The sequence below is a fragment of the Roseovarius mucosus genome (assembly GCF_002080415.1).
Taxonomy (GTDB): domain Bacteria; phylum Pseudomonadota; class Alphaproteobacteria; order Rhodobacterales; family Rhodobacteraceae; genus Roseovarius; species Roseovarius mucosus_A.
Genome location: NZ_CP020474.1, coordinates 3,915,182 through 3,928,289 on the forward strand (window position 1 = coordinate 3,915,182; position 13,108 = coordinate 3,928,289).

The following is a 13,108-nucleotide window of genomic DNA, read 5'->3' on the forward strand; positions in this document are numbered from 1 at the left end:
TCGAGAAATTCTTGAGCGCAAACCTTACAGAGCTTACAAATCGGGGCGAGTTTTGTAAGGTCCGGCGATATTCTAGACACCAAGATAGGTATCGGTGATCTCTGGGGTGAGCGCGCGAAAGGTTCCGGTCCAGACGGAGCGCCCCTTTTCAAGGATCACGGCGCTATCGGCGACGCGGGCGAGTTCGCGGATGGATTTGTCGATCACCAAAAGCGCCATGCCGGTTTCGGATTTGAGGCGGGCGAGCGCTGCCCAGATTTCCTGACGCACAACGGGGGCCAATCCTTCGGTCGCCTCGTCGAGGATCAAAAGACGGGGGTTGGTCATCAGCGCGCGTCCGATTGCCAGCATCTGTTGTTCGCCGCCCGAGAGGGACGCGGCGATCTGATCCTGCCGTTCAGCTAAACGCGGAAAGAGCCGGGTGACGGCGGCCATGTCCCAAGGGCCGGGGCGGGCGGCTGCGATCAGGTTCTCGCGCACCGTAAGGCTGGCGAAGCAGCGCCGCCCCTCGGGGACAAGGCCGATTCCCGCGCGGGCGGCGCGGTGCGCGGGCATGCCGCTGAGGTCTCGCCCGGCAAAGGTGGCGGTGCCGCCACTCTGGCGCAGGAGGCGGCAGATCACCTTGACCGTGGTGGATTTGCCCATGCCGTTGCGGCCCATAAGGGCCACCACCTCGCCTTCGCTGACTGAGAGGTTAACATCAAAGAGCGCCTGACTTGCGCCGTAAGAGGCGGTGATCTGGCGGAGGGAGAGGAGTGTCATGCCGTGGCCTCGTCCATGTCGTCACCCAAATAGGCGCTGCGCACCTCGGGGTCGCGCCGGATCTCGTCTACGGTGCCGGTGGCGATGATCTGGCCATAGACCAGCACGCTGATCCGGTCTGCGAGAGCAAAGACCGCGTCCATGTCATGCTCGACCAGCAGGATCGGGGCCTCGGCGCGCAGGCCATCCAGAAGCGTGGTCAGCGCGCGGGTGCCATCGGCACCAAGACCGGCCATGGGTTCATCCATGAGAAAGGCGCGGGGGCGGAGCGTAAGGGCAATGGCCACCTCCAACTGGCGGCGTTGGCCGTGCGACAGCTCGGCGCAGCGGGTGTTGCGGGCGTCTGACAAGCCCACGGTATCCAGGGCCGCTTCGGCGCGGGTGCGCAGATCGGCATCGCGCAACACGGGGCGCAGGAAGCGCACGACATCGCCACGCTGGCCAAGCGCGCCCAGAATGGCGTTTTGCAGCACGGTATACTCCATCGGCAGGGCCGAAATCTGAAACGTGCGTGCCATGCCAAGCCGCGCGCGCGCTGCTGTATCGAGGGCGGTCACATCCTGCCCGGCAAAGAGAATTCGGCCTGCGTCGGGGCGCAGCGCGCCTGCGATTTGGGCAATCAAGGTGGATTTGCCCGCGCCGTTGGGGCCGATCAGGGCGTGTATTTCGCCCGGTTTGAGATCGAGTGTGATGTCGCGGCTGGCGGTGAGCGCGCCAAAGCTTTTGCTGAGGCCAGATATGGCGAGAATGGGATCAGTCATGCGGCTGCCCCCGTCCGGCAAGTAGCCCAAAGAGCCCGCCGCGTGCGAAAAGCACGGTGCCAAGCAGGATCGCGCCCAAGTAGATGTGCCAATAGTCGCTGAGGCCGCCCAAGCTGTGTTCGAGCAGGATAAAGAGCGCGGCCCCCGCGACCGGGCCAAAGACGCGGCCGACACCGCCCAAGATCACAAACACCATGATCTCGCCCGAGGTTTGCCACGAGAACATCACCGGGCTGACAAAGCGATTGAGATCGGCAAAGAGCGCGCCCGCAAGCCCGGTGATCGCGCCCGAGAGCGTGAAGGCGATGAGATAGAGCCGATAGGGGCGGTGGCCCACGGCGGCAACGCGCGCCTCGTTCTGCCGCGCGGCCCCCAGCATGAGGCCGAAAGGAGAGCGGGCAAGGCGGGCGGTGAAGAAAAGGATCAACGCCAACAGGCCATAGCAGAGCGCAAAGAACTGGATCGGGTCCATGGTGTTGAGGCCCGGAAAGCCGTTGCGGACATAGATCGAGAGACCGTCTTCACCGCCATAGGCGGGCCAGGAGATCGCGAAATAGTAGAACATCTGCGAAAAGGCGAGGGTGATCATGATGAAATAGACGCCTGTTGTGCGCAACGAAAGCGCGCCCACGGCGAGGGCGGCGAGAGCCGAGGTGAGTGTGGCGATGATCCAGATCACCGGCATGGATTTGGTGCCGGGAATCGTCAGGGGCCAGTCGGTGACGCTGGTGTAGGTCTGGGCGTGAAAGGCGAGGATGCCCATGGCATAGCCGCCCAGCCCGAAGAAGAGTGCGTGACCAAAGCTGACGAGGCCGCCGAAGCCGAGCGCAATGTTGAGGCCGACCCCGGCGATGGCGAGGATCACGGCGCGGGTGGTGAGGGTGATGAGAAACGGCTCGTCCGTGGCCCAAGCGTAGAGGGGGAAAAGCAGAAGTATGGCCATGAGGGCGGCGTTGAGCAGGGTTTCACGGCTCATGTCGCGGCCCCGAAGAGGCCACGGGGCCGAAAGATCAGCACGCCCGCCATGAGGATGTAGATCGCCATAGAGGCCAGCGACGCGCCGACCGAATTGGCCGCTGCTGGCTCTAGGAAGGTGGCGAAAGCTGAAGGCAGGAGGGCGCGGCCCAAGGTATCAGTGAGGCCGACCAGCAGCGCGCCGATAAAGGCCCCCTTGATCGAGCCGATGCCGCCGATCACGATGACCACGAAAGCAAGGATCAGCACCGGCTCGCCCATACCCACCTGCACCGATTGAATGGCGCCGATGAGTGCGCCGGCAAGGCCCGCAAGCGCAGCACCGAGGGCAAAGACCAGCGTATAGAGCGCCGAGATATTGACGCCCAAGGCCGCGATCATCTCGCGGTCATTTTCGCCTGCGCGGATGCGGATGCCGAGGCGGGTTTTCGAGATCATGGCAAAGAGCGCGGCGGCGATCACCAGCCCTGCGCCGATCATCGCAAGGCGGTAGCGCGAATAGTCGATGCCAAACGGCAGGCGCAGCGTGCCCGACAGCCAGTCGGGCGTATCGAGATAGAGCGGGAAAGAGCCAAAGACCCAGCGGGTGCCTTCGGACAGGATGAGGATCAGCGCAAAGGTGGCCAAGACCTGATCGAGGTGGTCGCGGTCGTAGAGGCGGCGGATGACGAGCAGCTCAATGAGCACGCCCGCCACCGCGGCGGCGGCGAGGCTGGCGGCGAGGGCCAAGAGGAACGAGCCGGTCAGCCCCGCCACCCAAGCGGCGGCAAAGGCCCCGATCATATAGAGCGAGCCATGGGCGAGATTGATCAGCCCCATCACGCCGAAAATGAGCGTTAGCCCGGCGGCCATGAGGAACAACATAACCCCGAATTGCAGCCCGTTGAGGGCCTGTTCGATGAGCAGCACGGCGGACATTGCCTGTGTCAGCCTTTGGGTTTGAGGCCGATACGACGGCCGATGCCATCGGGGCGGGGCAGGGCGGCATGCGCCTTTGCCATGGCGGCCACGCGGGCGGCGACATCCTCGGGCATGGGCACGACGCGTGGGCCGTTCAGGTCTACATGCAGGGTCAGCCCCTCGCCGGTGGCGGCGATCCAGCCGTCGCTGTGATAGAGTTGCTGAAAGAAGTGAAAGCGTTTGCCGTCATGGTCGAGCAGATAAAAGCTGCTGCGCAGCTGATCGCCCAATTTCACCTCGCGCAGGTAGCGGATGTGGAATTCAGCGCTGAAGGTGGTGAGGTTGCGGGTGGCGCGGTAGTCGGGGCCAAAGCCCATCTCTTCGAACGCCTCATCGGCGCAGCGGTCAAAGAGCACGGTGTAATAGCCCATATTCATATGGCCGTTATAGTCGATCCAGCCCTCTTCGACCGGGTGGAACGCGGAGAGGAAGGGCTGGGCGTCTGGCATCGGGCCTCCGGGCGGTTGGTTTGCCAGCCTTTTAGGGGATTTGCGGCGGGAATGGCAATGGCAAGGGGGCACTGGCGATTTCGTGATTTGGATTTCAGGGCGGCGTGCTTAGCTATGGCGCAGGATGGCTTAGGACGGGATGGGTAGGATGATCACACGGCGCAGGATTTTGGCGGGGGCGGTTCTGGTTGGGGCCGGTGCGCTGGGCTATTTTGTCTGGGGACGGGCCGGGTTAGAGGAACTGGCAGCGGTGCCGGTATTTGCGACAGAGGGCGTGGCGCTGGGCGGCACTGATCCGGTGGGGTATTTCACCGAAGGCCGCCCGGTGGCGGGATTGCCTGCGCATAGTTTCGACTGGAACGGGGCGACATGGCATTTCGCCAGTGCCGAGAACCGCGATGCCTTTGCCGCTGACCCCGCCCGCTACGCGCCGCAATATGGCGGGTTCTGCGCCTGGGCGGTGGCGGAGAAGGGCCAGCTCTTTTCCACCCAGCCAGAGAATTGGGCGATTGTGGAGGGCAAGCTCTACCTCAATTACAACGATGACATTGCCGCGAAATGGCAGGCGGATGTGCCGGGGTTCATCGCGCGGGGGGATGCACGGTGGCCGGAAGTGTTGAAGGGGGAGGGGTAATGGGGGTTAGTGGAGCCTTGGGGTTTATCCGTGTGTGACGGGTTCCGGCCCGGAGTGGACACGGCTTTTGATGCGAATTTGCGACAGTCGACCTTCGCTGCGCAGATCGCGAACTCACGCAATGCGGGCGTTTTCAGACCTTCATGATCTAGGTTCGTTTGTTGCTTCTTTAGCAAGTTTCTGGATCCCCAAACTCGACCGAACATTGCCATTAGCAAGCCTAATCACAGCTTCTCTTACTATTTCGGCATCAATTTCGTTGGCCATCTTTGAGTCTGCGACCCCTTCAAATTCGTAGGGTTCACAAAGAAATACGCTTCGCCGACAAATGTCGTCTATGTATTGAATAAATCCTGACATTTGCAAAACCGAAGCTGCGCTTTCCAGATCACCATTACACATGTTGTCGAAGGTTCTCATGGGGCCTCTAACGGCATGAATTTCTTCCCTGTAATGCATCTCAAAAATGCATCGCGCTAGCTCAAGAAGCATGCCTCGTTTTGAATAATCAGATTTAGGCAACCAAGGGGGGAAATCCATAATGAAATTATTCTATCGTGTGTGAGTTCTAAAACAAGCGACACAATGGGCTCTCACCCGGAATTTGCAGCCCTCAGCTTGAAGGTTTGGTGTCAGGAAACTGCCCAAACTTTGCAAACTCCGCTTCCTGCGCATTGGTGGCCTTGGTGCGTAGTTCAGCATTGCTATCGTGATCCGATGCGCCGTGGCAGCCTCGCGCTTGGCACTCGTATCGTCGATGAGCGGACACAAGGTGCTGCCGCGCGGGGCCTGTCCGCCGGGTGGGCGCTTCAACCTCATCGGCTGGCAGTTTATGCCTACCAAATCCGTCCGCAGTATCAGTTTGGCGTGAGGTCGCAAAAGCGCCCGCCCGAGGGGGCGGACCATGCCAGAGGCATGCCTTCGGCATGACCGCTGCGCGGCGGTGCCTGCGGCACCTTGATTCCGCGCATTGGGATTTGGGGCGTGTGGCCGCTATCGTAACTGCGGTCTTGGGATTAAGACTCCGGGGTTCCCCCTCACGCCCAAGGTCCCCTTTGGGCGCGCTCTCCTGCCATCTCGCGCAGGGCGCGGATGCGGTTGGCGGGGTTGGGGTGGGTGGAGAAGAGTTTGTCATGGGCATGGGCGTGCAGCGGGTTGATGATGAACATATGCGCTGTGGCCGGGTTGCGCTCGGCGGCGTCATTGTCGATGCGGGCGGCGAGGCCCGAGATTTTCTCGAGCGCCGATGCGAGCCAGAGCGGGTTGCCGCAGATTTCGGCCCCGATGCGGTCGGCCTCGTATTCGCGGCTACGGCTTATCGCCATCTGCACAAGGCCCGCCGCAAGGGGGGCGAGGATCATCAGCGCCAGCGTGCCAATGAGGCCCATGCCGTTGTTGCGGTTGCCGCCGAAGAACATCGCGAAATTGGCCAACATCGAGATGGCCCCGGCAAAGGTGGCCGTCACGGTCATGATCGTAGTGTCGTGGTTGCGGATATGGGCCAGCTCATGCGCCATGACGGCGGCGATTTCCTCGCGGCTGAGATGGCGCAAGAGGCCGGTGGTGGCGGCGACAGCGGCATTGGCCGGGTTGCGCCCGGTGGCAAAGGCGTTGGGCTGATCGTTGTCGAGGATATAGACCGCCGGGCGCGGCATGCCGGCGGCATCGGCCATGTCATGCACCATTTGGGTAAGCGCCGCGCCTTCGGGGCCAGAGGCGGGGCGGGCATTGTGCATGCGCAGCACCATCCGGTCTGAATTCCACCAGCTAAAGGCGTTCGTGGCGAGGGCCACGATCAGCGCAAAGAGCGCGCCGCCCATGCCGCCCAAAAGCGCGCCTATGCCCAGAAAGAGTGCGGTCATCGCCGCCATCAAAATGCCTGTGCGCAGATAGCCCATCGGGTTCCCCCTTTTGTTTCTGCGCCAAATATGGCGGTTGGCACGGCGCTTGCAAGCCTCTCGCGGGAGGCTGGGTTCGTTAAAATCCAAGGTAATCGGGGCATGAGGGTGCTCTGGCATTAAACGGTCCTTGGGGTTTACGCGGCAGGCTTTCCGTTGAGTCCGACGGAGATATGAGATGGCCACAGCCGCAGAACTGCCGATTGATACCTCTGCCAGTGCAATGGACATGGCCGAAGCCGTGTTCGGTCACGGCATCACGATTGTCTCGGCCAGCTATACAGGGGCCGCCAGCGCCTCGGGGATTTACAGCAATGGCGACGCGGTTTCGCCGGAGCTGACACCGTCGGATACGGGCGTGATCCTATCCACGGGCATGGCCACGTCGGTGACCAACGAGGTCAGCCTGCTTAATTTGCTGGGGGATCCGAACCTTTTGCTGGACAGCTCGACCGATCATGGCTTGGCGGGGGATGCCGATCTATCGACGATCTCGGGGCAGGAGACCTTTGACGCGGCGATTTTCGAGGCGGAGTTCATCCCCGAAGGCAGCACGCTGACCATGCAGATCGTGTTCTCGTCCGAGGAATATCTTGAATGGGTCAACACCGGATTCAACGACTCGGTCGGGGTCTGGGTCAACGGGGTGCAGGCCGAGTTGACGGTGGGCACAGGCGACATCACCATCAACAACATCAACAATATAAGTAACTCTAACCTCTACATGGACAATTCCTCGTCCGCAGATACCTACAACACCGAGATGGACGGGTTCACGGTAACGCTGACCCTCAAGGCACCGGTGGTGCCGGGCGAGGTGAACACGATCAAGATCGGTATTGCCGATGGTGGCGATGGGGCGCTGGACAGCAACCTGTTGATTGCCGGGAACTCGATCCAGACATCACTTATTGCGGGCGACGATATCATCGATGTGACGCGGTTTTCGCAAGTTGAAACGGATCTTTTGGCGAATGATTCGAATGCGGCGGGCGGCACGCTGACGATCACCGAGGTCAATGGTCAGCCGGTGGTTGCCGGCGATACGGTGATCCTCAGCACCGGGGAGACGCTTCAGATCACGGCGACGGGCTTTGTTCTTGTGTCGTCTGGAGAGGAGGTGGGCGCGTCGAACATGCTGTCCTATACAGTGGCAGACACGTTCGGCAACACCGATGTCGGGTTCATCACGATCAATACGGTGGCCCCCTGTTTTACCGAAGGCACGCAGATTGACACGCCCGAGGGCGCAGTCGCGATCGAGACATTAAAGCCGGGGGATCTGGTGCTGACGCTGGATCACGGCCCCCAAGCTCTGCGCTGGATCGGGCGAAGCCTGCGACGGGCAGAGGGCGCGGATGCGCCGGTGGCGCTTGCGGCCAATGCGCTGGGGCGGCATGACGCGTTGGAGCTGTCGCCCAATCACCGCATCCTGTTGGCGTCGCCACATGCGGAATTGCTGTTTGGCACGCATCAGGTTTTGGTCAAGGCGGCGGCGCTGATCAATGAGTGCTCTATCACGCGGCGGGTTGATGGTGCGCCGGTGGTGTATGTGCATCTGCTGTTTGACCAGCACGAGATCGTGCGGGGTAACGGGCTCTGGAGTGAGAGCTATCATCCCGGGCCGGTGACGCATGGCAGTTTCGATGCCGCGACAGAGGCCGAATTGCGGCGTCTTTTTCCGGTGATATTTGCCGAGGGTGGGGCAGGCTATGGGCCAAGCGCGCGCTCTGGGTTGCGGGCGCATGAGGCGCAGGTGTTGGTTGACGCAATGCGTTGAGGTGCGCGCGAAAAGGGCTTTCACGTCGCGGCGCAGCGGCTAGGGTAGCGACATGATTATTTCGCCCGGACGCAAGTTTATCTTTGTGCATATCCCCAAGACTGGCGGCACCGCGATGGCGTTGGCGCTGGAGGGGCGGGCGCAGGCCGAGGACATCCTGATCGGTGACACGCCCAAGGCGCGGCGCAGGCGGGCGCGGTTGAAGGGGGTTGAGGCGCGCGGGCGGCTTTGGAAACATTCGACCTTGGCCGATATCGACGGGCTGGTAAGCCAAGAGACGCTGAGCGCGTTCTTTGTCTTTACGTTGGTGCGCAACCCTTGGGACCGGATGGTAAGCTATTATCACTGGCTGCGCGGCCAAGAGTTTGATCATTCGGCGGTGCATCTGGCCAAGGACCTGCCGTTTCCTGCGTTTCTGGCCGCGCCAGAGACACAGGCCGCCCTGCGCGCGACCCCGGCGCGGCATTATGTGACGGCGGCGGATGGGCGTGAATATTGCCGTCTTTTCATCCGGCTAGAGCATTTGGAGACCGATGCCGCCCCGCTCTGGGCGCATCTGGGATTCGCGGTGACGGTAGCACCGTTCAATACGTCGGAGCGGGGGCCGTATAAGGACTATTACGACAGCCGCACAGCGCAGATCGTAGCGGATTGTGCCGCCGAAGACATCGCGCGATTCGGGTATCAGTTCTGACCGTCCTTGATCGTTTGTTAAGATTGCATGGGGTGTTTGTGCCAATCGCACGGCTTTGGCGGCGTTGTCCACTTGGCCGCAACGGTGCCTTATTCCTGCCGGAATCCGAGCAAAAACGGGTCATGTTAACCATGGCTTAGTCAGCTTATCGGAGTGTTGGCCTGTTGACGAAACAGGATGGGTTGTATCGGGAAAGGGATCGACGCGGGTATGCTGGGTTGGTTTGGCATCAGTGAACGCGGGGCGGCGCGGACGCAGGTCGAAGAGCCTGCGGGCGTGCAAAGCGGGCTTTTGAGCGGGACGCGGGTGGCCACGGGCCATGGCTGGCGTCCGGTTCAGGCGCTCTGTGCGGGTGACCGGGTTGTGACCTTTGATGCGGGCGTGCAACCGCTCTGTGGCGTTACGCGGATTCCGGTCTGGACGGGTGAAGGCGCTTGCCCTTCGCGGTTTTGGCCGCTGGATGTGGGGCGCGGGGTGCTGGGAAACCGCGCGCCGGTGCGGGTTATGCCACATCAGGTGCTGATGCTTGAAAGCGATCTTGCTGAAACGCTCTGGGGGGATCCCTTTGCGCTCTTGCCCGGTGTGGCGCTCGAGGCGGTGCCGGGGGTCACGCGGGTGCCGCCCACGCAGGGCGCAGAGGTGGTCGTGTTGCATTTCGAGAGCGAACAGGTGATCTTTGCCGAAAACGGGTTGATGGCGCTTTGCCCGGCGTCGTGCAACCTGCTGGATTACGCGCAAGAGCATGCAGGGCCACGGTATCACGTGCTGCCGCTGGCCGAGGCGCGGGGTTTGGTTCTGGCAATGGCGCGGCTGGAGACGTCTACGACCCTGCAGGATGGGGTGACGCCGCCCGGCCCTAGGGTTTTTGTCTGACCGGCAGGCCGATGCGCTGAATTTGATCAAATTGTGTTTCGGGGCTGGTGTTTCCAGACGGCGCGCAGCAATGTCAGACGTATTGACCTGTCTGCTCGGAGGATGCCATGTCAGAGGACCCCATTCGCATTGCCATCAACGGGTTTGGCCGGATCGGTCGCACAATCCTGCGGATCTTGATGCGCGAGGGGGCCGCGTTTGAACTGGTGTGCATCAACGATATCGAGCCGCTAGAGACCTGCGCCTATCTGTTTCAATATGACAGCGTCTTTGGCCCCTGGCCCGGTGTCGTAACCACCCGTCCCGGTGTGCTGATCGTGGATGGGCAGGAAATCCCGTTTCATGCGGCTCGTGATCTGAGCACGCTCGATTTGAGCGGGGTTGATCTGGTGCTGGAGTGTACCGGTATGGGCGGCACGCGCGCCGTGGCCGAGCGGGGGTTGGTGGCGGGGGCGCGGGCCGTGTTGGTTTCGGGCCCATCGGCAGAGGCGGATGCGACGCTTGTGATCGGGGCCAATGAGGGCGATCTTGGGTCGCATCGGATCATCTCCAACGCTTCGTGCACCACGAATGCCCTGGCACCTTTGGCGCGGCTCTTGGATGAGGCCTATGGCATTGTCAGCGGGCAAATGACGACGGTGCATTGTTATACCGGCAGCCAGCCTACGGTGGACAAGCCCCGCGATGCGCCCGAGCGCAGCCGTGCCGCCGCCCTGTCGATGGTGCCCACGACGACAAGCGCCCAGCATCAGACCGGGCTGGTTCTGCCGGGGTTGAAGGGGCGGATCGAGGCGCGGGCGATCCGGGTGCCGGTGGCGAGCGTGTCCTGTATTGATCTGGTGGTGCAATTGCAGGCCGATGTGACGGTCGCGGGGGTCAACACGCTTTTGCAAGAGGCGGCGGAACGTCATATATGGCTGGGCTGGACCGAGGCACCGCTGGTGTCGTCGGATCTGCGCGCGCGTCCCGAGAGCCTGATCGTAGCAGGGCCGCAAACCTCTGTATCGGTGGGCGGATTGCTGCGCGTCTTTGGCTGGTATGACAACGAATGGGGATTTTCCTGCCGTATGCTGGATATGGCGCGGTTGATCGGGCGGCGGGGATAGGCCGCCGCCCGGATTTTATTTGCGCAAGCTCACATTGGCAAAGCCCATCGCACGCAGGCGATCAGCCCCGGCGTCGAGCTGCGATTGTGTGGCAAAAGGACCAGCCAGCACGAGGGTCAGGGCGCGTCCGTCGCGTGTCACAGTGCCACGCCGCGCTGGAAGCCCTGCGGCCGCGATGCGCTGTGCGGCGGCCTGAGCCTGCGCCGCATCGGCAAAGAGACCGGCCTGAGCGTAGCGATGGCTGGGCGCAGTCTGGGCGGTCGTCGCAGGCGCTGAGCGGGTCGAGACTGTGGTGCGCGGGGCTGCTTGCGCAGGCTCGGTGCGCAATTGCGCCAGTTGCCGGGTCGTCATCGGGGCGGGCACGTGGCGCCCTTGGGTTGCGACGGTGACACCGGCGGCGCGCTGCGCCTCGAAGCTGGTGTAGGGCGGTTGCAGGCCGGGGAATTGGTGAATCACATCGGCACCCGTGCGCCGGTCGATAAGGCGCTGCGGCACGGTGTTTGTCCACATCACCAACATCTGTTCGCGCCCTTCAAAGGTTTGGTGCGCTCGGTAGGGGTTGAGGCGGTCATCCTCCCACACCGGCTGCATGCCGGGGGGAACCGAGATACCGACGAGGCTGGTCTTTTGGCTGGCATAGACACGCGCCGGGGCGACGCGGGTATAGGCGGGCACGGTTTCAGGGGTGGCCGGGGTGCCGGGGCGTGGGGCAAGCGTGCGGCCCGTGTTGCTGCCGCTGGCATAGGTCACATGCGGTGATCTTTGCGGGCCGCAGCGCACCGGCGAGCCATTATGCTGCACAGTATAGGCCGCCGAGACCGCAGTTAGGTTCGCGCAAGCGCTTTGTGCCGGGTCAGGCTGTGTCAGGCGCACGGCCTTGCCAGAGGTTTTGGCAATTGGTGTGGTTTTGGGCGCGGTCGCCGGTGCCGCGGCGCGGGCCGTCACGGGACGAAGGGCCAAGGGGCGCGGATCAGCCTCGGGCCGAAGCGCGCTGAGCGGCGCTTGGGCAGAGGCGGTGCGGCGTTGTGGTTGGACCGCAGCGACGGGGGCCGGTTGCCGGACGACGCGCGGTGCGGGGGCCGGTGCCGTGGCGACGCGTGGTGCGGGGGCAGGTGCCGTGGCCGTGCGCGGCGCTGGGGCTGGTGCCGTGGCGACGCTTGGCGCTGGGGCGGCTGGCTGCGTGCGTGGGGCGGCCTGTGCCACGGGTTGCGCCGGGGCAGGGGCGGCGGCCTGAACGCTGGGCGCAAGACTAGGCTGGAAGCCACAGAGATGGTCGCGGCCACGTGTCATGCGTGGCACCCAGGTTACATTTCCCGCAACGCCCGCGCGCACGAACACACAGCCGGCACTGTCGACATATTGCCGACCCTGAAAGCTGGAGGGTGGAAACTCCGCCGGCTCCGAAGAGCCGCGAAGAGACTGCGCGGAAAGGTCGACCGTGCCAAGCAGCAGCACTGTCGAGGCCAGAATGGCAAGTGATGAAAATCTCATTACGCCCCCAACATCAATTGGGTGCAGGTTGCCTTATTTTTGCCGTTTAGTAAACAGTGATTGGCTTATTTAGTGCCGAACATGCGGTCACCCGCATCCCCTAGTCCCGGAAGGATATAACCCTTGTCATTCAAGCGCTTGTCGAGCGCGGCTGTGACGACGGGCACATCAGGATGCGCCTCTTGCATGCGCGCGACGCCTTCGGGGGCGGCGAGCAGACAGAGAAAACGGATGTCACGGGCCCCTGCATCCTTGAGCATAGAGACAGCCGCCGCAGAGGAATTGCCGGTGGCCAGCATCGGATCGACCACAATCGAGAGGCGCTCGCCAAGTTGTTCAGGCACCTTGAAGTAGTATTTCACGGGTTGCAGCGTTGCCTCGTCCCGGTAGAGCCCGACAAAACCCACGCGCGCCGAGGGGATCAGTTCCAACATGCCGTCGAGCAGGCCGTTGCCCGCGCGCAGAATCGAGATGAGCGCCAACTTGCGCCCGGCCAAGACTGGCGCGTCCATTTCCATAAGCGGCGTGTCGATGGCGCGGGTGGTCATTGGCAATTCGCGCGTGACCTCATAGGCGAGCAACTGGCTGATTTCGCGCAGGAGCTGGCGGAAGACGGCTGTGGAGGTTTCCTTTTGCCGCATCAGGGTCAGTTTGTGCTGAACGAGCGGGTGATCGACGATGGTGAGATTCGGAAACATGACGGGCCTCTTGCGCTGCGGTGTAAT

At 62.7% G+C, this 13,108-nt stretch carries 14 protein-coding genes; 5 read left to right on the top strand and 9 right to left on the bottom strand.

The window, feature by feature from the left end; all coding sequences use genetic code 11:
- Positions 1 to 72 precede the first annotated feature (72 nt).
- The 5 genes from ROSMUCSMR3_RS18715 to ROSMUCSMR3_RS18735 are packed head-to-tail and all read right to left on the bottom strand — an operon-like array spanning position 73 to position 3,907.
- Complete coding sequence (locus tag ROSMUCSMR3_RS18715; RefSeq protein WP_081508340.1) at positions 73 to 762, bottom strand: ABC transporter ATP-binding protein; 690 nt, start codon at positions 760 to 762, stop codon at positions 73 to 75.
- Positions 759 to 1,523, bottom strand: coding sequence for an ABC transporter ATP-binding protein (locus tag ROSMUCSMR3_RS18720; RefSeq protein ID WP_008282031.1), 765 nt, complete (start codon positions 1,521 to 1,523; stop codon positions 759 to 761). Before ROSMUCSMR3_RS18720 ends, ROSMUCSMR3_RS18715 begins: the two co-directional genes overlap by 4 nt.
- On the bottom strand, positions 1,516 to 2,499 hold the full coding sequence (locus ROSMUCSMR3_RS18725) for a branched-chain amino acid ABC transporter permease (RefSeq protein WP_081508341.1): 984 nt from the start codon (positions 2,497 to 2,499) through the stop codon (positions 1,516 to 1,518). The genes ROSMUCSMR3_RS18720 and ROSMUCSMR3_RS18725 overlap by 8 nt, the downstream gene beginning before the upstream one ends.
- On the bottom strand, positions 2,496 to 3,416 hold the full coding sequence (locus ROSMUCSMR3_RS18730) for a branched-chain amino acid ABC transporter permease (protein ID WP_081508342.1): 921 nt from the start codon (positions 3,414 to 3,416) through the stop codon (positions 2,496 to 2,498). The genes ROSMUCSMR3_RS18725 and ROSMUCSMR3_RS18730 overlap by 4 nt, the downstream gene beginning before the upstream one ends.
- A gap of 8 nt (positions 3,417 to 3,424) precedes the next feature.
- Positions 3,425 to 3,907 carry a thioesterase family protein gene (locus tag ROSMUCSMR3_RS18735; RefSeq protein ID WP_081508343.1) on the bottom strand — a complete coding sequence of 161 codons (483 nt, stop codon included), beginning with the start codon at positions 3,905 to 3,907 and terminating at the stop codon, positions 3,425 to 3,427.
- Positions 3,908 to 4,055: 148 nt separating this feature from the next.
- Here ROSMUCSMR3_RS18735 and ROSMUCSMR3_RS18740 point away from each other — a divergent pair, with 148 nt between their 5' ends.
- A complete protein-coding gene (locus tag ROSMUCSMR3_RS18740) occupies positions 4,056 to 4,541 on the top strand; it encodes a YHS domain-containing (seleno)protein (protein ID WP_081508344.1) in 486 nt (161 codons plus the stop codon).
- A 141-nt stretch (positions 4,542 to 4,682) separates the two neighbouring features.
- On the opposite strand, the gene ROSMUCSMR3_RS21340 is transcribed toward ROSMUCSMR3_RS18740, so the two are convergent.
- The gene (locus ROSMUCSMR3_RS21340) at positions 4,683 to 5,081 is read right to left on the bottom strand and encodes a hypothetical protein (protein WP_157667359.1); all 399 of its coding nucleotides are present in this window, start codon (positions 5,079 to 5,081) and stop codon (positions 4,683 to 4,685) included.
- 497 nt (positions 5,082 to 5,578) lie between these two features.
- Positions 5,579 to 6,439 (bottom strand): zinc metalloprotease HtpX, encoded by an 861-nt coding sequence (gene htpX, locus ROSMUCSMR3_RS18745; protein WP_081508345.1) that lies wholly within the window; start codon positions 6,437 to 6,439, stop codon positions 5,579 to 5,581.
- Between the two features lie 178 nt (positions 6,440 to 6,617).
- Here htpX and ROSMUCSMR3_RS18750 point away from each other — a divergent pair, with 178 nt between their 5' ends.
- The 4 genes from ROSMUCSMR3_RS18750 (at position 6,618) to ROSMUCSMR3_RS18765 (ending at position 10,892) form a co-directional block, all read left to right on the top strand.
- Positions 6,618 to 8,219, top strand: a complete 1,602-nt coding sequence (locus ROSMUCSMR3_RS18750; protein WP_081508346.1) for a choice-of-anchor L domain-containing protein — start codon at positions 6,618 to 6,620, stop codon at positions 8,217 to 8,219.
- Positions 8,220 to 8,271: 52 nt separating this feature from the next.
- A complete protein-coding gene (locus ROSMUCSMR3_RS18755; RefSeq protein WP_081508347.1) occupies positions 8,272 to 8,913 on the top strand; it encodes a sulfotransferase family 2 domain-containing protein in 642 nt (213 codons plus the stop codon).
- A gap of 210 nt (positions 8,914 to 9,123) precedes the next feature.
- On the top strand, positions 9,124 to 9,786 hold the full coding sequence (locus tag ROSMUCSMR3_RS18760; RefSeq protein ID WP_237183485.1) for a Hint domain-containing protein: 663 nt from the start codon (positions 9,124 to 9,126) through the stop codon (positions 9,784 to 9,786).
- Between the two features lie 107 nt (positions 9,787 to 9,893).
- A complete protein-coding gene (locus ROSMUCSMR3_RS18765; protein WP_081508349.1) occupies positions 9,894 to 10,892 on the top strand; it encodes a type I glyceraldehyde-3-phosphate dehydrogenase in 999 nt (332 codons plus the stop codon).
- A 15-nt stretch (positions 10,893 to 10,907) separates the two neighbouring features.
- Here the strand turns inward: ROSMUCSMR3_RS18765 and ROSMUCSMR3_RS18770 are convergent, their stop codons facing one another.
- Complete coding sequence (locus ROSMUCSMR3_RS18770; RefSeq protein WP_081508350.1) at positions 10,908 to 12,383, bottom strand: SPOR domain-containing protein; 1,476 nt, start codon at positions 12,381 to 12,383, stop codon at positions 10,908 to 10,910.
- A 65-nt stretch (positions 12,384 to 12,448) separates the two neighbouring features.
- Positions 12,449 to 13,081 carry a uracil phosphoribosyltransferase gene (upp, locus tag ROSMUCSMR3_RS18775; protein ID WP_008282044.1) on the bottom strand — a complete coding sequence of 211 codons (633 nt, stop codon included), beginning with the start codon at positions 13,079 to 13,081 and terminating at the stop codon, positions 12,449 to 12,451.
- Positions 13,082 to 13,108 lie beyond the last annotated feature (27 nt).

Coding starts and splice junctions, on each gene's coding strand:
- ROSMUCSMR3_RS18715 (WP_081508340.1), bottom strand. CDS start 762: ATGACACTCCTCTCCCTCCGCCAGATCACCGCCTCTTACGGCGCAAGT.
- ROSMUCSMR3_RS18720 (WP_008282031.1), bottom strand. CDS start 1,523: ATGACTGATCCCATTCTCGCCATATCTGGCCTCAGCAAAAGCTTTGGC.
- ROSMUCSMR3_RS18725 (WP_081508341.1), bottom strand. CDS start 2,499: ATGAGCCGTGAAACCCTGCTCAACGCCGCCCTCATGGCCATACTTCTG.
- ROSMUCSMR3_RS18730 (WP_081508342.1), bottom strand. CDS start 3,416: ATGTCCGCCGTGCTGCTCATCGAACAGGCCCTCAACGGGCTGCAATTC.
- ROSMUCSMR3_RS18735 (WP_081508343.1), bottom strand. CDS start 3,907: ATGCCAGACGCCCAGCCCTTCCTCTCCGCGTTCCACCCGGTCGAAGAG.
- ROSMUCSMR3_RS18740 (WP_081508344.1), top strand. CDS start 4,056: ATGATCACACGGCGCAGGATTTTGGCGGGGGCGGTTCTGGTTGGGGCC.
- ROSMUCSMR3_RS21340 (WP_157667359.1), bottom strand. CDS start 5,081: ATGGATTTCCCCCCTTGGTTGCCTAAATCTGATTATTCAAAACGAGGC.
- htpX (WP_081508345.1), bottom strand. CDS start 6,439: ATGGGCTATCTGCGCACAGGCATTTTGATGGCGGCGATGACCGCACTC.
- ROSMUCSMR3_RS18750 (WP_081508346.1), top strand. CDS start 6,618: ATGGCCACAGCCGCAGAACTGCCGATTGATACCTCTGCCAGTGCAATG.
- ROSMUCSMR3_RS18755 (WP_081508347.1), top strand. CDS start 8,272: ATGATTATTTCGCCCGGACGCAAGTTTATCTTTGTGCATATCCCCAAG.
- ROSMUCSMR3_RS18760 (WP_237183485.1), top strand. CDS start 9,124: ATGCTGGGTTGGTTTGGCATCAGTGAACGCGGGGCGGCGCGGACGCAG.
- ROSMUCSMR3_RS18765 (WP_081508349.1), top strand. CDS start 9,894: ATGTCAGAGGACCCCATTCGCATTGCCATCAACGGGTTTGGCCGGATC.
- ROSMUCSMR3_RS18770 (WP_081508350.1), bottom strand. CDS start 12,383: ATGAGATTTTCATCACTTGCCATTCTGGCCTCGACAGTGCTGCTGCTT.
- upp (WP_008282044.1), bottom strand. CDS start 13,081: ATGTTTCCGAATCTCACCATCGTCGATCACCCGCTCGTTCAGCACAAA.